The organism is Vibrio sp. 2304 (assembly GCF_033339475.1).
Classification (GTDB): Bacteria; Pseudomonadota; Gammaproteobacteria; order Enterobacterales; family Vibrionaceae; genus Vibrio; species Vibrio alginolyticus.
On sequence record NZ_JAWOUQ010000007.1, the window covers coordinates 207,351 to 230,711 of the forward strand.

The window sequence follows — 23,361 nt, forward strand, 5'->3', positions numbered from 1 at the left end:
GATCTTTATTGTCAGTTCTTTGCTATAGTGTCACGTAGCAATCTGCCCCGCGTAACAGAAAAGTTTCAATCTTTGTTGTTCAGCGACAAGAGAGCCAACTTTTAGCAGCAAGAGCATTGTTACCTCAAACTCTGTCTGACTTAACTAAATACACAACTGAGATGGCTAGCTTCTACACCGAATCAATTGAATTTTGGAAAGGTATGCCGAAAAGAACAGGTAAGAAGCCTGTACCACCGAAACTAGATTTGGCCAATACAACAGCCATATTCACAAAATGCATGGAAAACGCAGACATAGATGTTGTTCTGGTAATGGCAAAAATACTAAGTAAGACTCAGTACTTATCCGCTAGAGTAGAAAATGAATATGAGAATAAGCAGTCGAGCCGTAGGCCTAGTTGGAGAGAAGATGCGGAATATCAACTAGTTGAGCTGGGAGTATTACAAGCTAAGGTAAATAGAATGTTTGATTATGGTAGATATTTGCAAAGCAAACTTGACCTCTCCGAATTTAAAAGTGATGAAATAGCCCAAGGTCTTTTAAACTTAAAGATTTCTCGAGCCCAATACCCAAATGTGTATAAGAAGTTAGAGCACACGGACTTAACATTTTTGTCTAAATAATGTACACACCTTAAGAAGTGTGTACATACAAATGGTTTAGTCTCTAAAAAACTCGACTAGATACATTAACCCTTTGATACATATGTGTGGATTGAGTTTGAATACCGAGACCATTGCTTTCCATACTCTCATAATCAGATAGATAAACCTTTGTGGGTACATATTAATCACCATTAACTATTGAACAAGAAAATTGCCAAATAGGCTACTGGTGATCTATAGTCTCGTGTGTCAGGTGTCGAGAATGATACCCAGCAGCCATAATGAGTAGTTGCAGCTACTCGATTTGGCTTCTCTCTTAAACCCTGCCTATGGTGGGGTTTAAGTGATTTTGAGCTCCAGTTTAATATCACGAAAGAAACTAAGCACAGCTACTATTTGCTTCCATGCACTGAACTACTTGAGCTCACGGGTATCAAGATAGTGCGATAAAAAAAGTTTATCAAGGTGCAGTTCGAGGATCATTTGTGGATAAAAAGCAAAATTCAAAATATCAGTCAGTGAACACTAACTAACTGAATAAGACCCTGTCTATAAGTCCAAATTACGGTTTGTTAATTCGATTTAGAAATAACCGCACCTAAAAATATTTATCTTGACAATTAAGAAACCACCCAAAATATAGTTGTGCCGTATTAACTACCTTCAGATGGGGGGCTCACTCTTTTAAACATAAAAGGATAAGTTCTTAACGCATCCCCTTTTCCTACATTTGGTCCACTCACTTCCCAAACCCCTGCGAACTCACTCGGTTCCTCGACCTTTAGGTAGTTATTCGGGTTTTGTTCCACATCATCTTTTGAACGTTGCGAAGGTGTTGGGAGGAAGTGAGCAAGCTTGCGATTTTCAATCTTAGCCGGGTTCAGAATAAACAGGCTACCGCTCTCATCTAAGTAACCTTCCACGTTCCCAATGTTTGTTTTTAATATCGTAGTCACCTTGTGCATAGATCTTCCTAGTTAGTTGATTTGCCAATACTGATAATGTCCTCCAGCATTTAACACCATTAACTCTAAATCTTCTATCCTTGGATATCTTCTTTAAATTCCCATCTCGGTGAGAATCGGAACTCTACCGACCAGCAATCTGAGGAGATAATGAAAGCTTTCCATACAGCTAAAGGGTATTGGCCTGATGCTCGGAAATTATTCGTGAGGTTATTTCTGACGAAACGGATCAATCTATCAATCTGGTCTTCGCTTGCTGTGTCGAAGCTAAGCGTAATAGAGAGATTGTCATAGTTAGGTATGTCGGCAGAACCTCTAAAGTCTAAATTAAGCTCGTCTACAAGTAACTTTAGTTCGGTTAAGAAGCTTTCGAACTTTTCCTGGTTGGTCTCCGCAAAGACTGACTTGGCGAACGCAGAGATATTAGTGTGATTGTCCACTAATAAATCTTCCCCATTAGCATGGAGAAACCCTCTTATCATCGGGACTAAATCATCCGGTGCTAAAACTTTTTGGTCATTATAAAAGTCAGAAGTTAGGAACGCCTGTTTATACTTTTCGAGAATATTATACTTTTCGAGAATATCATTCATCATATCTACTTGAACCCCTTATTTTGATGCTGTAGCAATCATTGCTTTCATACGGCTAAGTATGTTTTTTGCTCTTTCGTCATTTTCTAATTCACTAGCAGGAACCCTAACGTTTAGCTTTTTGGCCAGCTCGTTAATAGCAGCAATAGTCTTTTTACTTGGTTTCTTAATACGTTTTGCCTCTTCTACATATTTAGATAGTAATTTGGCGTTACTAATCGCTTGAGAAGGAATTTTCAGGCCAGTCTTCGATTCCAACTGTTTTGCGTAATCAAGAAACTTTTTAGATGGAGTACTTGGGACATCATCTTCGTGAGCTTTTATAAATTCTAGAGCTTTACCAAAGTCAGTCATTTTAAGCGCTGGCGGCTGGATCTTTTTGAAAGAGCATATTTGTGAAATCTTTCTTCGCATAGCGTCAGTTACCAACCAAGGGTGCTCTCGTAGCCATTGCCTCGCTTTAGCCTCACTTGCTAAGGCCTGTCTGGGCATTGGTAGTCCGAGCCCTTTACAACGCTTCTGAAGTTTATCTTTGGTTTGGTTTGAAAGTGGCATGTTAGGATTCACACCGTCTCTTGGTGTTTTATCAAACAGGTTTTTATTCAGGAAACCTATTAGCTTTTCAGTATTTTCAATTTGAGTGTTTATAAATTCCAGAGACGCTGCTTCTGCTTCTCGTTGAGGGAGTTTACTCATGTCAGAAAGTTTGAGTTCCCATTTGGCAGTAGTACCAGGGCTTTTATATGAATCAGGTAGTGCCTTATACAATTCAATCCCTTTTGGGGTGATATCAATCGAAGGGTTTTTACCCTTGCTAGTATACGCTACGAACTCACGCATTAAGATAGTTGCGATTTGAGTTGGCCTAGTAGCTGGTGTCCCAATGCCTTTTGATTCTTTGAGTGAATTCCTAAGAATAGGATTAGGCTCGAATTTTGCCGCATGGTACATCGCAAAAAGTAGTGAGGCCTCAGTGAAGAGAGGGGGCTTAGTTGTAGTAGACTCCTTTAGCTCAACATCTGGAATTGAAACATTGCTTTTGTCTAAATCGTTTAAGCTGATAGTTTGGACGGTCTCTTTACCTTTAAAGTAATGTTCCCACCCAGTTTCTATACAAGATCGCTTTGTGATCTTGAAACTAGATACCGGTTCTCCAAAAAGCCCATGGGTATCGAATTTTAAAACCCCTTCTTGAACTAAATATTTTGATGGAGGCAAATGTGCTTGCAAGTAATGCGACGTAATTTCTTCAAAGACCTGAAGAGCTAGCCCCTGTAGCTCTCCTGGTTTAGGTATAACAACAGGAGCTAGAGCATCGTGTATTTTATCTCCTGGCGTATAGCAGCTTGGTTTGAAACTTGCGCAGGTATCGTCTTGTCCCGTTTGAATGGCAGCGACTTTAAGGGCGGCTTGGCCAAATTGGTCCCATTTTGCTAGTTGAGTACATTTGTCGGCAATATCCCTAGGATTGTAATCTTTGTCAGAAATCTCTTGTTCTTCACCTCTTGGGTAAGTGATAAAACCAGAATCGTATAGGCGTTGTGCTGCATTGAGGACATCAGTGGCACTAGCGTTGCTAATCAGACTCTGTAGTTTGGTCAGTGATAAAGGCTTTGGTGGGGCAGAAGTCGCCATACTTTCATTTATATCTAAATCCAATATGCTCGCTTGCTTAAGCCTTTCCGTAAAATCCATCATAATAGATTTGTCGATATAAAGAGGTTTAGGTCTATTGTTTATGGTTAACTCCTCGACTTCTTCCTCAGACATATCAGGCGATATTTTGGATGCTAGATTTTTTTCATCCCACTTTACGCCAGGGATAGGGGAGTCATAGTCGGAGTCTTTTATCTCTGGAAGGTATCGGCCTTCAAAACTTACAGCGCCGTTACACCTGATCAGCGGTACCGGACGAAAGTGAGTTACAGATTTAAAGTTTGCTCTTTCTTGATGACGATGGTAAGTAAAACCTACAACAGTCGACTGAACTCGACCAACAGATGTCGTTGAGCTTTTCTTATCCCCTGAGCCTAGGTACTTTCCAAGCATTCCCCTTCTTGAGTAATAAGTGTAGGTGGCAGTTAGAACCATGGCTGCGTAATCTGCCATACGACGACTAGACCCAGCTAAATATTCGCCGTAGTATTGAGATGCATCGACCATTTCATCGAAAGAGGTTTGTATTGCATCCTTGGATAACCCCTTTGTTAACCAAACTCGTTTTAATGGGCCATCGTATTTAAGGAAATCTAAAATGCTACGGTATATGACTTCACCTTCTCGGTCTGGGTCTGTAGCACCAATGACTAAAGTCGCTTTGTCGACATACTGTTTAAGTAATTGGATTCGCTCTCCTGGTTTTCTTGCCGGGTATCCGTCACGAGCTGGTATGTCCGGACAAACTTTATAAGGAACCTTGCGAGGGATGCGTTCGTGAGTACGAGGATCGTTCCAACTGAAGTTCTGTATTTGCTCTGTAGGGGGAGACAGTTCGAGGAAGTGACCTGCGGCATACCAAAGGATCAGTTCTTGCCCTTTGTAGAAGCCTGAATATAATCCACCTTGCTTTCTAAGATTCAAAGCTGATGCGATCTTTTCAGCTTGAGAAGACTTCTCTGCAATAGCGACCCACATGGCTATTCTCCTAGTTTATTGACTGCGTGTATTCGGTGAGAAATCCAACGACCATACTCAGATTCAATATCAGCAAAGTGCTTCATTGCTTTCAGGCGGTACGAGTAATGAAAATATTTATTGTCTGAAGTTGCATATCGATGGTAGTTAGCGAGGCCTTTAAAAATGTCATTCGTTGCGTTTAATCTTCTGGCCAGAATGACACCACCAATAAATAGATTTGCACATACATCATCTCTGACGTCTTCCCAGTTTATAGTCACACCAAGCTTACGAAACTCTTGATCCCAAACCTTAGGGTTAACTTGTATTATTCCTAAATCACCAGAACCGTTCTTGGCTTTCTGGTCAGCTCCTGGCCAACCATTCTCGCTTCTCATGATTGTACGTATGTATTTAGGATGTATATTGTTTAGCTTGCTAGAGATTAAAGTACACTCTTCAATCTCACCTTTGTAAGTAAGAAGTAAATCTCGTTTACTTTTCCACGGCATGGCTTTGTACAGCCCCGTGTCGCCATGCTCTATTACATATTCGTAATAAGACCTTTCCGGTTCTTTAAGTTGCTCAAGACCGTCAGCTGCTGTTACACCCAAAAATTCAAACATAGACGCAATCCTCCGTTAAATGAAATATATCATTTAGCAACAAAAAACAATAGACTAAAGTTGACTTTGAGGTTGAATTAAAATACCATATATAAACACTTAAATGGGAGGGATGAGAATGAAATTAACCGCGAGTCAGTATGAAGGAGTCAACACGACTGGAGTACCTTGCATGATTAATGCGGGGGCAGGTAGTGGTAAGACTCGCGTTATTGTGGAGAAGGCCGCGACATTCATTGAGTCAGGCTTGGAACCCTGTCGACTTTGTGCCATAACCTTTACCAAGAAAGCTGCTGCGGAAATGTTAGAGCGTCTTTACTTACGTATAGGTATCAAAGCTTATCAAGCTGTTATCTGTAACTGGCACTCCTTTGCACTAAACCAAGTCATAAAACCTGCCATCAAAAAGCAACACCCATATTTTGTAAAGTGCGGTTATACATCGAGTGACTTAGTTATCTTGGATGAAACTGAGTCCCTTACACTAATAAATGAGTCAGCTAAGAAAACATTATCGAACTCAGACTATGAGTTCTTAAAAGAGCACGGTGGTGCAAAGTATGTTCAAAACTTCATGGGGCTATCCTTGTCCTATGGTCGTGGTCCTAAGTCTGAGTTCGAGCACCAGTCCAAAACCAACCCAAATCTGACTTTTGATGAGAAAGCCTTGTTAAGCCATTGCGTTTGTATCTGGAAGGTCTACTACAGACGAATGATTGAGCTGAATGCTATTGATTACGACCACATTCTCGTCCATGCGGTAAAAATTCTCACACATGATGTAGGTTTTAGAACCTGGTTGCAAAACCAGTTTAAAGCAGTACTTGCCGATGAGCATCAGGATGCTAACCCAGTCCAAGGCTTATTGTTAAAACTTATTGTTGGTCAAGGCAATAACCTAACTATGGTTGGTGATGAAAAACAAAGTATTTATGCTTTCAGGGCTGCAGATGTCGGTCAGTTACTAAATGCTCAAAAAGAATTCGGAGACATGAAGATTGTTCAGATGGGAGAGAACTTTCGATCAACTGAACAAGTTGTAAATGTGGCCAATGCTATTGCTGACTTAATGCATGAAGACCAAAAGGTTACAGACGGACATATGATAGCAATGGCAAATATTCAGGGTGATAAGCCAATTGCCCGACAATTTGCCAATGACAAGGATGAGGCAATTACGACAGCCAATGAGATTAAACAGGCTATCGAATCTGGTGAATTAAAACCAGAAGAAATTGCCATTCTGTATCGTTCAAAAGTAATCAAAGACCCAATTGAAGCTCAACTTATTGAGCATGGGGTAGAATACCGAGTTGTTGGCGACAAGGATTTCTTTGATAGTAAAGAAGTAAAGGACTGGAGTGCATTCCTACGTTTCTGTGCTAATGAGAAGGATGTTATGGCTGCTTCACGTGTCATTGATGCAGCAAGCCTTAAAACTAAGGGCGTAACTATGCGCCAAAAGCTCATTGATAAAAACCTAACAGTTATTGAATACTGTAAGTACATGACCACGTATGGAACTGTAAAATCTCAAGATAGAAAGCTTGGATTTGCCTCTTTGTTGGAGTGCCACTCAATTATCAAAGAAGCATTGTTCGAATGCGGTTCAATCACTGACTTAGCAAAAATAAATAACTATGAACTTAGTGATTCTGAACTGAGAAATAAGTGGGGAGAAGTACTTTCTGGCTTAGAGGAAGGTTTGCATCAAATCTGGGTCGAGCTGTTCAAACCCAAAATTATAGATAACGCTAAGAAGAAGTATAAAACTCAAGAGATGACAGCAGAAGTAATCTCAGAAGTTAATAAAAGAGAGCAAAACGTCATTACCTTAACAAAGCGCCTTTTTGCTTTCACTGAGGTTCATGGACACTTACATGATTGTATCAAAGAACTTAACATGCTGGTGGATTCTGGTGAGCAAGGGGCTAGTGCGGTTCAGTTAATGACAGAACACGCTAGTAAGGGCTTAGAGTTTAAGCGTGTATATGTCATTGGCTGCGAAGAAGAAGCACACTTCAAAGGTAATGAGAAAGACAATGTTCATGAAGAGCTTAGGCTATTCTATGTGGCCACCACTCGTGCAGAAAAGGATCTAATTTACTCATATGCACAAAGGCGCTTAGTTCACGGTGAGTTCAAGACACGGAAACCTCTACAATTTCTATGCGCTCTTCCAGTAGACCTTCTTTACTGGGAGTCTTCAATATCACCCAAAGTAGCGTATGAAAAAAGTAATAAAGAAACCACTACAAAACGAACAGGAAATCCTATTCAAATGCTGGCTAGAGGACAGTTACCACACCCCAAGCTAACAGTAGAGGTAAAGGAAACTAGAATCGAAGGATTTAAAATATAGAGTTAATGAGGGAATCAGCACTTGTAGTATGGTGAACGATACCTAGCTAACGTCACCATATGTTTTGTGGAGAATTACATACATTCAACATCTATTGCTGTTTGAAACTAACTAATAAATAGAGGCCTAATGAGCGACTGGTTACCTTGTAACTGATGGTTTAATTGCATGTCGAAAGAAACTAATGCAAGGTTATTTTCTAGCTGTAAAACATATAAGTCAGAGGGGCGTATCCTCTAATTTTGGCGAAAAAATTATAAGAATCAACTAAGCGTTGTTTGGTATCGTTAGATAAGTAAGGAACTTGAGTATCCTCTCTTAAGCAATGTAGCTGAAATAACAAGCGTACCCCTTTATAGCTCTTCGAGTTTCCACTTTTGATCTTATGGAACAAAACATTTAAGTCTGCCTTCCTTAACTCTGATTGCTTATTTATACCGATATCTTTTAGTGACTTAAATATTGTAGGACTGAGGCTAGGCATTGCCGATATATCTAAATCCTCACTTTGTTGTTGTTTTTTTATTGCTGCATTTAGCATGATCTTTAACTGCATTATTGTCTCCACAGCTTGCTGATCTGATACTTTTTCTGAAAGATAGCGCTTCATAAGAAGTCTTGAGGATCTAGAGCTATTGGGTACAGAAATAGGGTACTTTTTACATAGATAAAACCCGTATGATTCGAGTGACTCTAGTAATGGGGAGTCTGTTTCTTGTGGTACATAGATATTGAGAACACCCTCACGCTGGTTAGCTATCATGTATCCACAGTAAGTGAATTGAAACTCGCCAAATGAAGGTCGGCTAAAGACCCCTTCAATTGGCTGAAAAAGGTCTCTATAGTAGTTTGGAGCTTTTGCCAACGCTTTTTTAGTTTTTGACTTTCCTTTGCGTGATTTATGTAAATTTTTTTGCAACAAAGACGGTTGAAAGTTTCTCGGGTTAACTTGAAGCTCTTTATTTTGACTTTTCATGTTCACTCACTCGATATCGCGTATTTTGAAGATAGAAACAGGGAACTCTTTGTTGAAAGCAGATTCTCTGATCATCTCAACTTGCCACAAGGTGGGAGAAGAGACAGAAACTTTCTCCATCGTATAATGCATCTTAAGTTGGTAAATCCAGACAGCGCGGCTACGCATAACGCCGCTGCCAGGTACGGCTTCACGCTGAGCTATTGCTTTGTTCAAAAGTTTAATAGAGCTTGTGTCTACGTGGAGTAATGCAGAAGTCTGGTATTTCTTCATTATATTTATATAGTTACTTGCTCTTAGAAGCTCAATAAATATGTCTTGGGTGTCTGTTTCAGAGTCCAAATGGTTGGACTTGCACCTAGACAGTACTGTTGCTGCATTTAAGTAGTTCATTGAAAAACAGTCTTTAAGGCTATCAACTAGATATTCACGAACTAATACTTCTGACTCTTCTTCAGAGTAAGTTTCGCCAGGGTTTCTTTCTTGGTCCTTAGTCGGCAAGATATGCTTATCTGTGGGTATTGGGTATACAGCAGTATCACTTGTCGTTGATGCAATAAAGTAGTTTGTTGAAGTAATCTTTGTGGTATCTATGAACAGGTTCAAGGCGTATAAAAATGCAACAATAGCTAAGAAAAATAAAACCAGAGCGTAGTATGGAGATCGCTGGACAGACTTAAAATTGTCATAGATTAAATTATGACGTTTATCTGTTTCAAACACGGCATCGTGGTTACGGTTAACCTCGCTGGAGGGTATTGATTGGCAACTAAAGGTATCCCCTTTAACAAAGCTATCCTCAGTAGACTTCGAACTTTGTCTTCCTGTTAACGGAGTCTTCCCCAAAGCTGTACTAATAAAATTGAATAGGTCTTTAACGTTCATCTAAAAACCACCCTGTCGATGAGTAATGAACTTGCGTTATCCGCTCTAGGTTCAGGTAGAACTGTGTAGTGAGCAATGAATGAGGTTGTTTGGTCTCCTGATACCGATTGGACTGTTACCATTATCGGAACCTCAACTACCCAAACTAAAGGCTTACCAGGTTTGTTCTTTAAGGTAACGATAGGATCGTAAGGAACAACAACGTTAGCCTTACCTTCTGACATAAGAATCGCCTCAATCATAGGGTCAGTAGGATAAACATTGAACAGTGATGTGGCGGCTATTGGCGCAAAGTGCTTTTCAATACAGTTGGCATAATCGTTATCGCGTTCACCGTTCATTAGGTGTTGAGCGGTTTTATAATCGACGGTATAGCATGAGCTCACCATACGACGAAGAAACCTGACAACCTTCTCGTCTGTATAGCGTGGGTCACGTGATACAAAGGCCCTTGTGTAACCACCATTACCATCAGAATAAAGAAAAACTCTATCCGGGTTCCCTAATAGTTCTTCATTGAAATCGGAAAGTTTAAAAATAGCTAAAACAGATAAAACGATAGCAAGCACAAATGGCCAGTCGAATTTAAGTATGCGAATAAGTCGTGGAATATTCATAACCAATCAACATCCCAATTAGAAGAACTTATGATCTTAACTGCACTTGCCCCCTTACCCTTTGGCACACGTTGTAAATCAAGCCAGAAAGTTACATTAGCGGCCTGGTGCCTTTGATTCTGAATAGCCTCGAGCTCAGTTTCAGTTGCGTCTTTAACCTTCAAAGATTTTTTCATAATCTTGCCCTGAACTTTAACTCGCCATACCCAGTAGGCATCTTTTGTGAATCTTCCATCAATTTTCCCGTCAACTGTGCCACTGAATTCCATAAAAGGCGCTCGGGTAGGGTAAAACTCAATAATTTCTTTATTAGAGAAAATGGTTGATAAAATTTCTGCTTCTTGAACTGCGCTTGAGAATGACTTCCAGCCAGAAGTAGTAAAGAATAGTAATGCTGATTCTGTCATAGACAATTCATAACTATCGAAAGATAGAGAGAGTGTGTTGTACATAGCTTCAGTTACAAAATCCATAACTTCAGAGTCAGAAAAAAGACGGTCACTTAATGGGACCTGAGGAACTATTCGGGTAATGCCCTTATCGTTGTAAGTGGGGATCTTGTAGTAACCAGATTTATTTGTTGTAAGAGTGTTTAGTGCAAACTCTAAGAAATAGATAATGACCACCAGCACTACGAAACCAGATAGGAGCCCTCGATGATTCTTAATTACGGATGAGCGAAACATATCCTTCCTCTAATCCAAGTTACCGATGCGTACAGGCTTGCCAGTAGGCTCAATCCTTGCGTCATGGGAGGTAGCGCTGATATTTATTCTTTCAAGCAGGTAAAAATTAACCAGCGAACCAGTCAATAAAAGCAGGGTGAGGCCCCACGTAATTGAAGTCAGTGCAAGTAAAGCCTTAGTTGCTCTATTTGCAACATAAGGGTTTCTATTGACACCCAATTCAGCCAATTTCACACCCATTATTCTGCGCGCTGGTCTTGGCTTTATACTTGGTATCTTTTCTAGGCGGCTTCTGACTTCTCCTGGGATGGGAGAAGACCCTGCATGGATAATTAACTCGGCAGATTGGGTAACTGATTTAAAGCCAACAGACTCTTCGTTTTCCATTACATTTATCCTATTAGTTGTAACCTTTCTATTTCCTTGCGCAGATAGGAAAATTCAACACCATCAATCTCTATCGTTTGTTGGTATGACTGGGTTGAGCTTTTAAACTTTTCTAAAAGCTCTGTTAATTCAATGGAATCTGTAGAGATTGATGAGTTAACAAGGAAGCAGCGATCGAGGGTGTCCAACTCTGGATGGTTACTATCGACAATAGAGACAAGAATACTCAAAACAGGTTTGTAGCTATCAGCCGAAGATAGTTGTAACTCAGCAACACGGCGTCCATATTCGACATTCGAGATAATGCATAAAGTTTCTTTTTCTTTTTGAGAAAACAAAATGACGTTGCTTCCTAACAGTGACTCCAAACTACTACTACCTATGACATATTTTATAATCACAAAAATATATGTCTTTTACGGATGAAAAGCAATGCCATATTTTTTGGTGTTTGGTTGTTTGGTTGATTTGATTTTGAGGGTTGAACGAGATGTTAGATTTGGTTGTTTTCGTTTAGCTAAAACCATTCCATCCGTTGATAAATTTGCTATGATGTGAAAAATATATGCCTTAAATGGATTAAAAGCAACGGTGCAAAAATGTTAACTTTAATATTTCTACAGTATCTTTCATTACTCTTAATGCCTGTTTCAGGTGGAGTTTCTCTTCTTGCTCCGGTACTTAGTTTATTCGTCACATATATCGGAATGTGGAAACAGTTCAGAACGATACATCCAGTACTTAAGTCACATTTAGTAGGGCAAGCGATTGTCGGAGCTTCGGTCATATTTTGTGTGATCAGTATCGTCTTAACCTTCGAAATAACTCAAGCTATGCAATCGTTAACAGCTTCCGACAAGAACTTTTCGGCAAAAGTTTTAACGACTTTCGGATGTGTTGTCTTCCTCTATTACTACTTCGTCATAACCGTAAACTTTATACTTCATCGAAAAGGTCTAAGGGCACGGCTTGTGTTACCCATTCCATTGACCAAAGGAAAGTATGATTCTCTAAAAATGATTCTTAAAGAGCGACGTATTGATGACACAAACATAATTTTTAAGGATTCCTAAGTTATGAGTCAGCGTACGCCAGAAAAAGAATCAGAGTTGAATGCTTCAGTCGCCCTAGCTCTAGCATTAGCAATAGGTATGGGTTACGGGGTTTACGCGCACTTTTTCCACATACTTGCTTTTGTGTGGAGAATGCTAAAGATAGCTCAGATGTTTACATTTTTTGCTTTTGAGAACCTCGTGGTTGTAACTACCTCTTGGCTAACAGGATTTCAAGGATGGGGGTTTAAGGAGGGGCTATATCAAATATTAGAATTGCATTATACGATGATTACACCCGAGTATATTGGAGCTTACGACTCTATTTTCGGAAATATACTTAAATGGCCCTTCGCTTTAGCTCTGATCTACTTAGGTTGTAAAGAATATTCAATACGCTCTAAAACCAGAAAAGAACACAACGTTGAATCAATGATACGGGCTGCTTCCAAGGTTCATCCTCATTTAAAACGTATAGTACCGCCCAACTTCTACGATAAATTGATGGGATATTCCATTGGCTGGATGTTTCCTAAATATAAAGAACGTTTAGAGGGTGAAAACCCTTGTGACTATTCACATGATTACAATTTCGAAAATCGCTCTGACTATGAAAACCGATACGCTATGGGTGTATCTCCTTACGAAATGCTCACAGCAAATCCTCCTTTGGGTGTCACATTAGATGAAATAGAACGTGACAAAGAAATGCAAAAAGAAACGGGGTTTGTTAGCAATTTTAGGCCTATTTGTTACTTCTATTACTGCGAGAACCCGAAAGACTCAACAATAGAGTTTTGCTCTCGAACAGCGACTATCAGCTTAGAGAGGCTTCTCCTCTGTCCTTTACCGCAACAACTACATTCGGAAGATAAACTAGCACGGTTGTTTGATGATAATGGGAAAACCATTCCAATTGAATATGTAGATAAACAGGGTAATGAAGCGGATAAGTTTAAGAGAGGAGGAGCGATAATAGGTGGCTTTCGTCCAACAACTTTATTGAATGATGGCGTCCCTTACGCTGGCAGCATCGAAGACACAATACTTTTATTTAACGGTATTGAAAGAAAGGTTCTTACACAGCTTAAGGAAAAAATGGATGGAAAGACAACCCGTACATTCGAAGAAATCCTCTATGCAATGGTAACAAAGAAGCATGCTTATTCTACTACTGTAATCTGGGCGTTGATGCTTCTCTTTAAAGATGTAAACCGTATTGCAGGAAACGAGTTTACTTGGGTAACTAAGCATGACCGAAATTTAGGAATGGTATTGCAGTCTATCGGCAGAGAAACGCCTTTCTTAGAAGCAAGTGGTACTCGCTCGCATTTTCTTATGGAAAGAAAAGCCGGATTTCGAATGACAATTCCAAGTGTCCTAGGAGCAGTGCAAGACCTTCACATTAATGCAGAGAGAATATTAACAGCAGGTAAGAAAGGAGAAGACCTCCTGAACATGGATGAGGATGAATTTAGTAGATTATTTGATCTCAGCGAGATAGAGAAAAAGGCTGATGGCCGAGAGAATGAAGCAAAACAGATTCTAAAGTCACTAGGTGTCGATATAGAAAAGGATGAGAAAGTCTTCAATGACCCTTATGAGGATATTCCTGAGTTAATGAAGCAGTACAAGGAAGTTGATTAGTATGGCCAGTTTTAAGAAGCAGTCGGTTCTAAACACAAACCCTGAACTGAATAACCCAGAGCTCTTTCATCGTGATTCTCGCACTATGTGGATGCGAATACAGTCAGCAGTAAATGTGTCATTTCCTTTATTAATTGCTGCATGCGGGATTGCTTTGTTTATGTTCCCTCAAAATGGGGACTTTATTTTTGCATTTGCAATTTGTCTGAAGCTTACAAACTCAAGAGAGAAGCATGAATATCCTTTTGACGCGCCGGAGTGGGAGCAGTTTATTTCAAAAAAGGAGTCGTTAAAAGACGCAGTTAAAGCTGGCCATCTTATTCCCCAGCGTAAAAGAGGAAACGGTACATTAATATTCGGGTTTGAATTTTTTCTACGTAGGTTACTCGTATCCAACCCGGATATGGAAACAAGACATACACTCGTCATGGGCAGTACGGGCTCGGGTAAAACTGTACTTATACTGACATTGCTATTTCAAGCACTTCTCCAGCCAGGAGGAACATCAGCAGTCATAGTTGATGGTAAGGCAGATATAAAATTGTTTTGGACAATTTTCGCTATCTTGAAACGATTAGATAGACTCCACGATTTGTTGGTTCTCAATTTTCTGACTCCCATGGACTCCTTAGATACTACTAACATGCACGACGACGATCGCATTTCGAATAACATGAATATTCTAAATGCGGGAACCCCTGACCAGATGAAGACTATAACCATGGGGTTAGGGCGTGAAACGGATGGAGGGGATAGCTCTTTTTGGGAAGGTCGTAGTTCTACTATGATTGGGGGAGCATATCAGTATCTTGCTTACGAAAGGGATGTGGAAGGCTTAGATTTAAACATCGAAGTGGTTCGAAACTTTCTTGTCATTAAAACTATGCTCAAAAAGGCAGCGCGAAAAGATGTGCCTTTAAAGTACCGACAACCACTCCAGCAATATTTAAAAACCTTGCCTTCTATTAGTGATGCCATATTTGATATGACTGAGGAACAGATAGACAACCTTGATCTTAATAGTAAAGCAGATGAACAGCACACATATTGTGTGATGATGATTAGTGAAACCATGGCTGACCTGAGTGAAACCATGGGGCATATATTCGTGACAAAACTTTCGGAAGTAAATATGACGGATGTATGCTTAGGGGGGCGAGTATTATTAGTTCTTCTTCCTTCCATTGCCAAAAACCCCGATTCCGTTGCAGCATTGGGTAGGCTTCTATTGCAGGGATTACGGCCTATTTTGATGAGAGCTGCTGGCTACAAGCTACAAGGTTCTCGAATTACTACAGTAGACAATAGGCCTTCCAGTGCTAGATATCCTGTACGACTTTTCTTTGATGAGTACGGAATGTATGCGGTTAAAGGTTTTTACATGATTGTTGCCTTGGTTCGTTCATATGGTTTTCACGTTCTTTTTGGAGCACAGACAGCCGGAATGTTCCAGAAGGTTTGCGGCCGGGATGAATATGAAGCACTAATGGGCAACTTAAACAATAAATTCATTCTTAAAAATGAAGACCATGGTGAATCGTTACAGTTGGCGCTTGGTCGAACTGGCAAAGTGTTTGGTTCCCGTCAGGATAGAATAGAGAATAATTTGGCTGGGGCGGTCCATGATAACGATGATGTCCGAGTAGAAGAAAAAGATACTGTAAACGCTAAGATGCTTGCTAGTGCTGAACCTGGAGAAGGCTTATACATTTTTGGTGGTGATGTATACCCATTCCGAGCATTAAAACTCGACTTCCCTGATGTAGAAACTTCTCGTTTGAACTATTTTGCTCAGGTGCTTGAGCCTTCTGATGATGAGGTAGAAACGGCTAAGAGGCAACAGTTAGTAAAATCCAATGAATATGTTCAACAGGCCAACGATTATATCGATAGCAATGTCGAAATGTTGGAGTTCTTAGAGCTAAAAAATAATCTAACTGAAGTAAGAGCATTGAACCTAACTGAAAACATCTCTAAACAAATGATGATGGCTATTGGTTTAGGGATAATTAAAGAAGACGCAACGTTGATAACGGAGAGCGCCATTGAAGAAGTCGAAGAAATACGACCTGAAGAATCACCAGTAGATGTATTCGATGAAGAGCTTGTTGGTCTTGCACAAACAGATGCTGAAGTACAGATTATGGGCTCTATGGAGGCTTATAATGAAGAAGTTTCAGCCTTTAATGATGAACTCGATTTTAATGACTTTGAAAACACCTATAGTGATGAGGATTGGCCTGAAGAAGAACACGACTTTGATTCAATTATGCAGTACAACAACTTCTATGCCGAAGGCCCCTTTGAGCACAGTACTAGCGAAGAATTTGTTTCGCCACCAGCATATTTATCCACTCAAGATTTAGGTACGAACGAAGAGACCTCCGAAGTAGACCTTGCTAATTTTGACAATGATGCATACGGCGAGTTGGATATCGCTTATAACAGTAGATATGTTTCATCTAACCTATCAGATCCATTTCTTGAAAGCGCTCAGCAGAACAATAAAGGCACTATATCTGGCACTACTATAGATATAAATTTGTTAGCTGGTTTAGATGAGCCTAATGCTGAAAGAGCCACAGAGGCGGCGATCAATCAAGTCAAGGACATATTGGAATATCCTAAAGAAGAACTCCAATCAGAACCTCTCGGCGACGAAGAAGTCAGTGATATTGTAGAGAAAACACTACAATCGTTAGGTTTGTCTGAGTAGGGTTGTTTTTAATACATAAATGAAATATATTTACGCTTGTTAAACTTCAAGGATTACCAATGCACTCAAGAAACATCTCCTCTCTGAAAGCCTATTTCCGCTTAACAGTAAGTGCGGTGGTGTTGTCATTGTCGGCGTTTTCTCAAGCTAATCAAACTAACCAAGTTAGTCATGCTGCAATTGCGGATGCATTGTTAAAGAAATATGGAAGTATAGAAAATATATTGATTAACATGCGTGAACTTGAGGTGTATGAACAAAATGCAATTCAGACGTACATAACAGATCTAGAATACTCGAAACTCCAGAGTAATTACCAAAATAGAGACAGACTTGAGATACTGAGGGCTGAGAATAAAAAGAATGACATCATTAAAAGTGAGAAAATGAACTCCGACCCTGCTTTTATTGAAAGGATGCGTAAAATAGAAAGGCAGAGGCTAATTGCAGAAAATAAACTTTTAGTAAGGCCCCCGGAAAGTCTAATTGATACGATTAAATTCGATCCTTCACTACCTCAGGAGTTAATTTTGCAGGTGTACCCTGGCTTCCCTGGGTCTATTTCATTTTTCGACCAGACAGGAGCTCCTTGGCCTATTGTATATGTTAAGCTAGGAGCTCAGGGAGCCTTCGAGGCTGGAAAAACACCCGGTAACGCATATAGCTTGGAAGCTCGTTTACCTGGAGTAACTCATTCGGGCTGGTTTCAGCTGAAGGGTTTAGATACAACTATTCCTTTCATGATTAGTTCTGAAAAAACAGATTACTACAATTCTCGAAGACAAGTGATCATTCCACTAATTGGCCCGAACGCCAAGCCAATACAATACCGTTCTACTTCAAGTGTAGATCTTGATAAAGCTGGTCCAGAATTCTTTTCTTTTCTTTCAGGTACGACAACAGGTGTGCCTGGTGCCAAAGAAACTAAATTGCAAGGAATCAATGGCCAAGCCTATTTATATAATGAATTTGTTTATATCAGAACAACAGCCATTTTAAGAAGCAAAGGTAGCTCTTTGGTAAGAGAGGGAAGTGTCGGTGATTACAACCTTTACAAACTTTACCCCCGTTCATTCTATTGGTTTAGCGATGGTCGACAGAAAGTAAAAGCGTTTGTGGATACAAGTGAACTATAAGGCTTCTCACCGATGAAATTAAAAAAAATAGCAATCGTTGTAGGTTTGTTTGTAGTAGCCGCCGGAGGGATTGGATACGCAATCTATATGGCTTCCAATCAAGTTACAGAAGACCTTTCGGGCAAAGGTGATAAAACAGCAGGTAGACCTGTCGTTAAAACTGACGATGTGATTAAGAACTCAACTGATGGGACAATCAGTGTTCCTGAAAATTCACCTATCGCTAAAGAAACCGAAGAAAGGGAGAAGAACGCGCGTAAACAGGCTGCTACTAATGGCGAGAGCCATATCAGTAAAACTCGCGTACAAGAATCAGCAACGGGACCAGATACAAAAACCGAAGTTGACAAGCCTAAGTCGCAGGAGGTTGATCCCCTGGGGCAAGAAGTTAAGTCTGGCAAAGATGCTGAGTCTAAAAAGACAAATTCAGATACAGAAGAGAATAGTGCAGGTAGAGACGTAAAATTACCGTTGCCTAAACAAGATATAGAAACTTCAAGCCAGCTAGAAGATCTCCGAAACGAACTAGCAACGACTAAAATGAGTTTAAAGGCTCAAGAAATAAAGAATCGAAACGACAAAGCCGATGCTGAGCGTCAGCGGTTGATACAATTAGAAGCTGAGCGACAAAAAAAGATATCAGAAGGTGCACAAGCATTATTTTCAGGTCTCCCTTACGCACCAGATACAGGCGAAAAGTACAAAATCACTTATAGTAAGAAGGCTGACATTTATAGTAAAACATCACAGTTCGTTTTTGACCCGAGTGATGCAGAACAAGAAGTGGCCTCAGCATTGTATCGTTCTGATGGAGGTCAGACTCAAATGGGGATTCATCCTAATTATTATAAGAAAGAAAACACAGTTGGGTATACGGACAATGAAAAAGAAACCTCTAATGAAAAATATAGACAGCCACCAGTTGAAGTAGACCAAGAGTCTATAGTATTTGATGCAGGTGAGTTGGTTTATGCCCGTACCACCTTGCCTATCGACTCAGACATTCCTGGCCCAATCAGAATTCGTTTATTAACCGGAAAAGCAGAAGGTAGTATTGCGTTCGGTGAAATGGAGCTTATAGAACAAGCTCCAGGTGTTGCCTTAACTGTAACGTCTGTTATTAGAGATGGGAAACAAATCCCTGTAAAAGCTTGGGTATTATCTGCTGAAACTGAAAAGGCGCTTATAGAAGGTGAAGTAGACCACCATTACATCCAGAGGTTTGGTGGCATGTTTGCTGGTTTGTTTATGACAGGTTTTTTGGATTCACTCATTGATACGACAGTGACAACATCAAATGGGGAAACAACAACTTCGACAGGTGCGATTGATAATACGAGAGACAGAATTGTTTATAGTATCGCCAAAGCTGCACAAGGCTTTTTACCTATCCTATACGATAATGCGAGAAGACCTGTTCAGGTAGAGATACCGAAAGGTCAAACTATGTACTTATTGTTTGAGAATCAAGTACAAGAAACGGATGAAATTCAAACTCCGAATCAGAGCGATCTTCTCAAGATGATGGCGGAGCAAAATAGACTAACAGAAGTTAATTCCGAAGAAACTGACCTAAGCTCTGAAATTCGCAAATCGAATATTGGGCAAAATGTATCAATCCCGAGTGACAACAAAACTCGTTTATGGAATTAATTTAGATCTTTTATATAATACATTATTCAATTAAAAACAAGGAGCGATCATCATGAGCGATAACGAAGCTCAAGACGCAAATGCTGGCAAAGCGAATAAAAGCCAAAGCAGCTCAGCAAAGCCAAAAGTAAAGTTACTCGTTTATGTCGTAGGAGCTACTTTGCTTGTTGGTGGTGCTAGTTTAGCTGCACATAAAATGGGTTTGATACCAGATTTTGGAGGCCCTTCCAAAGTAGAAGAAATACAAAAGCTAGAGAGAAATCTTGAGCGTGAGATCACCGCTCTCAGGCAATCATTGCCTGAACTCATTAAGACTGAAATAGATGTGATTACTAAGTCTGAAGAGTTTGGTGCTATCACTGAATTACAAAGACAAGAAATCGCTCAATCAATCATTACTAAAATAGACATTCCTAGCAAAGTAAAGGATGAATTTGGTAAGCAAAAAAGTGAGATTGTGAAGTCAACCTCGAAAGCTGCGTCACAGAATATTACACAGACGATCAGTTCGACCTTACAGCAACAAATTGATGACTCAATTACAATGAGATTGAAGCCATATCATCAATTTAATTCTGCTCAAGAAACTTTTAACGTTAGTTTAACCAATAGATTGGATAAATTGGAAAGCGATGTAAATTCATTTGAAGGCGAGTTTGCTAAATTAAACAATAGCCTTTCAAACGGACATACGAAAGCAGCGCGAAGTAGTGAGCGTAAACGCTTAAAAGAATTCAACGTTGTGGATGAGATTGCTGAGGGGGTTTTTGCTGTACGTGCACCAGATAGATCCGATAACTCTCCACATTACATCACTCTTTACAAAAGTGAGCCGTTCAAATCAAAAATTGGCAACCATAAAGTCACCAACATTAAAGGTGAGGGAGAAGACGGAGTTTTACTTATTGGCAGCAAATACTTTATTGATAAAGAACGCCAGGAGTACACGCCGACTGAACTAGCCAACCTTCGACGCTCTCAGCAGTCTAAAAAGAAAGTTGTAAAACCTGCTAAAGAATCGATTACAAAGCCAACGGCAGTACAGGTTGCTAAGACTACCACCCAACATATTGGTAAAAATACAGAAGTAAATAGCAAAGTAGTACAGCCAACGATGGCAATAGCATCTAGCTCGACTGTAGTACAGCCAATAGAAGCGCCAAAAATGGTAGTTCCAAGTACGGGAGTAACATACAAGGATGGGCGAATTCTTCTTCCTGACTACGCAATGATCACTAAGTCGCAGGACCTAAACAGTGCGCTAGTCGTAAATCTTACCAAGACCTCTGGCGAAAGAACTATTTCCGTAGAAAAAGGAAAATACTACGACTTCATTGGAACTGTTAGAGAAATCTCGGCTGACGGAACAATCTGTTCAGATACTTACTGTATTGGAGCGCTTCGATGAAAAAGTGGTATTGGATGTTTGTTTACACATTATCCAGTAGTTCATTCGCTTCAGAAACGCATAACTCCACCATTGCAGATGGCGGAATAAATGTAATTAAACATGTTCGACTTTGGATTGCAGTTCTCTGGAATTTGAGAGCAGTACTTGGCCTCGGTCTTGTCGTGTTTGGTTTCATCGGTTGGTACAAAGCAAACAAAGCGGATAATGATGTTTCTGTTCTATGGCCAATATCCTTCTCAATAGCTGGCGCATTATTAACTTTCCACGGTGGTTTAGATCTAGTGGGTGAGGTATTTACCTTTAGTGACACAGTGGACCCAATAACACTCGACTCATCTGGTCGGGCAAACCTCTCTTCTAACACAACTTATATCTTCGATGAAGGAGATAGCACGGAGTAACTATGAATAAACTAACGAAATGGTCCGGTGCCCTGGGTATCGCTCTAGCACTAACCTCTGTAACTACGATGGCAGCCAATGAAACAAAGCTAGAGCAAGCTGCAAAAAACGTGGATGCAATTTCAGCTGCAGGTGGTAGTGCTACATATACCATAGGCTTATGGATTGGTATTGCAATGATTGTCATTAGCCTTGCAACCTGGGCATGGAATAGCCGAGAAAGCTCACCACAAAGTAAGGGCGTAGGAAAATTCGTTCTAATCTGTGGTATAGCAGGGGCCGCTTTGACTTTCCCAAGTGCTTACATAGCAATGTTCGGTGAGGCAGCAAGCATCTCAAGTGCTGATGAGTCTGTTGATTATCGTGACCTTCAAAACGTAAACAATTAGATAAACATACACAACCCCACTATCGAAAGCGTTAATAGATCGTGGGGCTAATTTTATCATCTACAAGGAACAAAAATGAAGAAAATACTACTTATGGCATCGACATTATCAGTTATTGCTGGCTGTGCTAATCAAACCGAACTAAGTGAACCAACAGTAGAGAACCCATCTTACCAATATCCTGGCATATCCAAGATATTATCAATTGATTATTTCGAAGTGGATAAAGGGACATCAGTTGCTCTTACGGAATATTTAGATAATCAAGATAGGTTTTGCTTCCAATGGGTTTCGTCAGCAAAGAAAGTAAATGGTGAAACAAAAAATGAGCATTCAATAGAAGCGAATATTTCTGTTCATTGCGGAGGATACGAGATTAGACAAGTTGATAATAAAGGTGGTGATTACGTTTCTACTGATATAAGAGCCGTTAACAAGTATAAGAATCGTGAAGGGTTATTCGTTCAAAATCTAGAGATGTAACATTTATTTTATTAAAATTCTAATCTACCAGTTTTACACTAATGCGCGCAACACGGTGATGAGCAGTCAAAACTCTCCGACCCAAATATGCCCATGAAACAGAGAAATTTAGAAGTTAGGAAACGGCTCTTTCTTTGCTCATACTCGCTCAAGTTAACCGCATTTCGCATTACCTCTAATTAATAGGGGTAATACGAGTTTCCTATGTTCCGCATAACTAGTACTCATTCTAACTAAGACTTCTGGTATTTGAGTTGGAGCAGTGCAGAAGAAATAGATTAATACCATCGCTTCGATTTTGAAGCTTATTCTTTCAAACCCGAAGATTACAATGAAAACGAGGGAAAATTAATGTTCGAGCAAGTAAGAAAAGAAATACTTAATAAAGCACCACTAGTTGCTGATGCGTTCTTAGAGCCAGCGTCGGAAGAAGAAATAAATTTGCTTCGCTGTAATGTGGGTAGAGAGCTACCACAAGATTTAGTTGAACTGTACAAAACATCTAAAGGGCAGGACCCCGAGAAGCAAGCAAATTTTGCTTATGGCGTCGCTTTACTCTCTATCGGACAGACCTCAAGCCTTGTAGAAAACTATAGCCATGATGGTGATGGAAACGTACTCAGTTATACCGATAAAGGTATAGATAAAGAGTATACCTTCGGCAAAAGTAGAATCCCAATTGCGGATGACTGTTCATCTTGTTTAATTTGCGTTGATTTAAGTCCAACAGAGGAAGGTAGTTTCGGACAGGTAATTCTCATAGATTATGACTACAAGGTCGCTTTAAAGCTTGCCGATTCTCTAGCTGAATTAATTTCTAACTTCAAGAAGGATTTAGAGCCTATCCCAAAAGGAATTATCGTATAATATAATGAATAACGATAATTTCTGAGGGCAACGTATGGCAGGCAACAAGTGGCAAATCAGTGATGAACTCTGGGAGAAAATGGCTCCTCTCATCCCGGAGCATAAAACTCACCATCCTCTGGGTACGCACCGCAAGCGGGTTGATAATCGCGCTGCAATGAACGCCATCTTCTTCGTACTCAGGACGGGTTGCCAGTGGAATGCGCTGAATGCCACCGGTATATGCTCGTCAAGCTCTGCTCATCGCCGATTTCAGGAGTGGCGGGATGCTGGCGTATTTGAACG

22 protein-coding genes are annotated in these 23,361 nt (G+C 40.1%); 12 read left to right on the forward strand and 10 right to left on the reverse strand.

Features of this window, described 5'->3' with window-relative positions:
• The first annotated feature begins 116 nt into the window (after positions 1–116).
• Complete coding sequence (locus R7P64_RS15850) at positions 117–626, forward strand: hypothetical protein (protein WP_213899629.1); 510 nt, start codon at positions 117–119, stop codon at positions 624–626.
• Between the two features lie 635 nt (positions 627–1,261).
• Here R7P64_RS15850 and R7P64_RS15855 read toward each other — a convergent pair.
• The 4 genes from R7P64_RS15855 to R7P64_RS15870 form a co-directional block, all read right to left on the reverse strand.
• Positions 1,262–1,573, reverse strand: coding sequence for a hypothetical protein (locus R7P64_RS15855; RefSeq protein ID WP_025767076.1), 312 nt, complete (start codon positions 1,571–1,573; stop codon positions 1,262–1,264).
• A gap of 74 nt (positions 1,574–1,647) precedes the next feature.
• On the reverse strand, positions 1,648–2,169 hold the full coding sequence (locus tag R7P64_RS15860) for a hypothetical protein (RefSeq protein WP_077284301.1): 522 nt from the start codon (positions 2,167–2,169) through the stop codon (positions 1,648–1,650).
• 15 nt (positions 2,170–2,184) lie between these two features.
• The gene (locus tag R7P64_RS15865; RefSeq protein WP_077284299.1) at positions 2,185–4,800 is read right to left on the reverse strand and encodes a DNA topoisomerase; all 2,616 of its coding nucleotides are present in this window, start codon (positions 4,798–4,800) and stop codon (positions 2,185–2,187) included.
• A gap of 2 nt (positions 4,801–4,802) precedes the next feature.
• Positions 4,803–5,408 (reverse strand): transglycosylase SLT domain-containing protein, encoded by a 606-nt coding sequence (locus tag R7P64_RS15870; protein WP_025633990.1) that lies wholly within the window; start codon positions 5,406–5,408, stop codon positions 4,803–4,805.
• 118 nt (positions 5,409–5,526) lie between these two features.
• Between R7P64_RS15870 and R7P64_RS15875 the strand changes: the two genes are divergently transcribed.
• Entirely contained in the window at positions 5,527–7,770 is a 2,244-nt protein-coding gene (locus R7P64_RS15875) for an ATP-dependent helicase (RefSeq protein ID WP_025633991.1), read from the forward strand.
• Positions 7,771–7,969: 199 nt separating this feature from the next.
• On the opposite strand, the gene R7P64_RS15880 is transcribed toward R7P64_RS15875, so the two are convergent.
• From R7P64_RS15880 to R7P64_RS15905, 6 genes are read right to left on the reverse strand one after another with little or no spacing between them, the layout of a single operon-like run.
• Positions 7,970–8,746, reverse strand: a complete 777-nt coding sequence (locus tag R7P64_RS15880; protein ID WP_025633992.1) for a TfoX/Sxy family DNA transformation protein — start codon at positions 8,744–8,746, stop codon at positions 7,970–7,972.
• Positions 8,747–8,752: 6 nt separating this feature from the next.
• Positions 8,753–9,631: a hypothetical protein gene (locus R7P64_RS15885; protein WP_025633994.1), complete on the reverse strand. Its 879-nt coding sequence runs from the start codon at positions 9,629–9,631 to the stop codon at positions 8,753–8,755.
• On the reverse strand, positions 9,628–10,248 hold the full coding sequence (locus R7P64_RS15890; RefSeq protein WP_025767073.1) for a DotI/IcmL/TraM family protein: 621 nt from the start codon (positions 10,246–10,248) through the stop codon (positions 9,628–9,630). The genes R7P64_RS15885 and R7P64_RS15890 overlap by 4 nt, the downstream gene beginning before the upstream one ends.
• Positions 10,245–10,934 (reverse strand): DotI/IcmL family type IV secretion protein, encoded by a 690-nt coding sequence (locus R7P64_RS15895; protein WP_054574978.1) that lies wholly within the window; start codon positions 10,932–10,934, stop codon positions 10,245–10,247. Before R7P64_RS15895 ends, R7P64_RS15890 begins: the two co-directional genes overlap by 4 nt.
• Before the next feature lie 9 nt (positions 10,935–10,943).
• Positions 10,944–11,321 carry a hypothetical protein gene (locus tag R7P64_RS15900; RefSeq protein WP_025633999.1) on the reverse strand — a complete coding sequence of 126 codons (378 nt, stop codon included), beginning with the start codon at positions 11,319–11,321 and terminating at the stop codon, positions 10,944–10,946.
• Between the two features lie 5 nt (positions 11,322–11,326).
• Positions 11,327–11,689: a hypothetical protein gene (locus R7P64_RS15905; RefSeq protein ID WP_025634000.1), complete on the reverse strand. Its 363-nt coding sequence runs from the start codon at positions 11,687–11,689 to the stop codon at positions 11,327–11,329.
• Between the two features lie 708 nt (positions 11,690–12,397).
• On the opposite strand from R7P64_RS15905, the gene R7P64_RS15910 reads away from it, so the two are divergent.
• From R7P64_RS15910 to R7P64_RS15955, 10 genes are all read left to right on the forward strand, one after another.
• A complete protein-coding gene (locus R7P64_RS15910; RefSeq protein WP_025634005.1) occupies positions 12,398–14,020 on the forward strand; it encodes a hypothetical protein in 1,623 nt (540 codons plus the stop codon).
• 1 nt (position 14,021) lies between these two features.
• Positions 14,022–16,736, forward strand: a complete 2,715-nt coding sequence (locus R7P64_RS15915) for a type IV secretion system DNA-binding domain-containing protein (protein ID WP_206937375.1) — start codon at positions 14,022–14,024, stop codon at positions 16,734–16,736.
• A gap of 59 nt (positions 16,737–16,795) precedes the next feature.
• Positions 16,796–17,872: a DotH/IcmK family type IV secretion protein gene (locus R7P64_RS15920; RefSeq protein ID WP_025634007.1), complete on the forward strand. Its 1,077-nt coding sequence runs from the start codon at positions 16,796–16,798 to the stop codon at positions 17,870–17,872.
• 12 nt (positions 17,873–17,884) lie between these two features.
• The gene (locus tag R7P64_RS15925) at positions 17,885–19,525 is read left to right on the forward strand and encodes a DotG/IcmE/VirB10 family protein (protein WP_203347292.1); all 1,641 of its coding nucleotides are present in this window, start codon (positions 17,885–17,887) and stop codon (positions 19,523–19,525) included.
• A 52-nt stretch (positions 19,526–19,577) separates the two neighbouring features.
• Complete coding sequence (locus tag R7P64_RS15930) at positions 19,578–20,933, forward strand: hypothetical protein (protein WP_025767068.1); 1,356 nt, start codon at positions 19,578–19,580, stop codon at positions 20,931–20,933.
• Positions 20,930–21,337, forward strand: coding sequence for a hypothetical protein (locus R7P64_RS15935; RefSeq protein ID WP_025634011.1), 408 nt, complete (start codon positions 20,930–20,932; stop codon positions 21,335–21,337). Before R7P64_RS15930 ends, R7P64_RS15935 begins: the two co-directional genes overlap by 4 nt.
• 2 nt (positions 21,338–21,339) lie before the next feature.
• Complete coding sequence (locus R7P64_RS15940; RefSeq protein WP_025634012.1) at positions 21,340–21,726, forward strand: hypothetical protein; 387 nt, start codon at positions 21,340–21,342, stop codon at positions 21,724–21,726.
• 75 nt (positions 21,727–21,801) lie between these two features.
• Positions 21,802–22,209 carry a hypothetical protein gene (locus R7P64_RS15945; protein ID WP_025767067.1) on the forward strand — a complete coding sequence of 136 codons (408 nt, stop codon included), beginning with the start codon at positions 21,802–21,804 and terminating at the stop codon, positions 22,207–22,209.
• Positions 22,210–22,560: 351 nt separating this feature from the next.
• Positions 22,561–23,076, forward strand: a complete 516-nt coding sequence (locus R7P64_RS15950; RefSeq protein ID WP_203347280.1) for an SMI1/KNR4 family protein — start codon at positions 22,561–22,563, stop codon at positions 23,074–23,076.
• Positions 23,077–23,110: 34 nt separating this feature from the next.
• On the forward strand, positions 23,111–23,361 hold a 251-nt coding region (locus R7P64_RS15955; RefSeq protein ID WP_206937370.1), incomplete at its 3' end, for a transposase.

What these genes read in the sequence shown, in the direction of transcription:
- R7P64_RS15860 (WP_077284301.1), bottom strand. Translation starts at nt 2,169, where the DNA reads ATGATGAATGATATTCTCGAAAAGTATAATATTCTCGAAAAGTATAAA.
- R7P64_RS15935 (WP_025634011.1), top strand. Translation starts at nt 20,930, where the DNA reads ATGAAAAAGTGGTATTGGATGTTTGTTTACACATTATCCAGTAGTTCA.
- R7P64_RS15930 (WP_025767068.1), top strand. Translation starts at nt 19,578, where the DNA reads ATGAGCGATAACGAAGCTCAAGACGCAAATGCTGGCAAAGCGAATAAA.
- R7P64_RS15885 (WP_025633994.1), bottom strand. Translation starts at nt 9,631, where the DNA reads ATGAACGTTAAAGACCTATTCAATTTTATTAGTACAGCTTTGGGGAAG.
- R7P64_RS15865 (WP_077284299.1), bottom strand. Translation starts at nt 4,800, where the DNA reads ATGTGGGTCGCTATTGCAGAGAAGTCTTCTCAAGCTGAAAAGATCGCA.
- R7P64_RS15890 (WP_025767073.1), bottom strand. Translation starts at nt 10,248, where the DNA reads ATGAATATTCCACGACTTATTCGCATACTTAAATTCGACTGGCCATTT.
- R7P64_RS15950 (WP_203347280.1), top strand. Translation starts at nt 22,561, where the DNA reads ATGTTCGAGCAAGTAAGAAAAGAAATACTTAATAAAGCACCACTAGTT.
- R7P64_RS15870 (WP_025633990.1), bottom strand. Translation starts at nt 5,408, where the DNA reads ATGTTTGAATTTTTGGGTGTAACAGCAGCTGACGGTCTTGAGCAACTT.
- R7P64_RS15920 (WP_025634007.1), top strand. Translation starts at nt 16,796, where the DNA reads ATGCACTCAAGAAACATCTCCTCTCTGAAAGCCTATTTCCGCTTAACA.
- R7P64_RS15915 (WP_206937375.1), top strand. Translation starts at nt 14,022, where the DNA reads ATGGCCAGTTTTAAGAAGCAGTCGGTTCTAAACACAAACCCTGAACTG.
- R7P64_RS15900 (WP_025633999.1), bottom strand. Translation starts at nt 11,321, where the DNA reads ATGGAAAACGAAGAGTCTGTTGGCTTTAAATCAGTTACCCAATCTGCC.
- R7P64_RS15855 (WP_025767076.1), bottom strand. Translation starts at nt 1,573, where the DNA reads ATGCACAAGGTGACTACGATATTAAAAACAAACATTGGGAACGTGGAA.
- R7P64_RS15940 (WP_025634012.1), top strand. Translation starts at nt 21,340, where the DNA reads ATGAATAAACTAACGAAATGGTCCGGTGCCCTGGGTATCGCTCTAGCA.
- R7P64_RS15945 (WP_025767067.1), top strand. Translation starts at nt 21,802, where the DNA reads ATGAAGAAAATACTACTTATGGCATCGACATTATCAGTTATTGCTGGC.
- R7P64_RS15880 (WP_025633992.1), bottom strand. Translation starts at nt 8,746, where the DNA reads ATGAAAAGTCAAAATAAAGAGCTTCAAGTTAACCCGAGAAACTTTCAA.
- R7P64_RS15875 (WP_025633991.1), top strand. Translation starts at nt 5,527, where the DNA reads ATGAAATTAACCGCGAGTCAGTATGAAGGAGTCAACACGACTGGAGTA.
- R7P64_RS15895 (WP_054574978.1), bottom strand. Translation starts at nt 10,934, where the DNA reads ATGTTTCGCTCATCCGTAATTAAGAATCATCGAGGGCTCCTATCTGGT.
- R7P64_RS15925 (WP_203347292.1), top strand. Translation starts at nt 17,885, where the DNA reads ATGAAATTAAAAAAAATAGCAATCGTTGTAGGTTTGTTTGTAGTAGCC.
- R7P64_RS15910 (WP_025634005.1), top strand. Translation starts at nt 12,398, where the DNA reads ATGAGTCAGCGTACGCCAGAAAAAGAATCAGAGTTGAATGCTTCAGTC.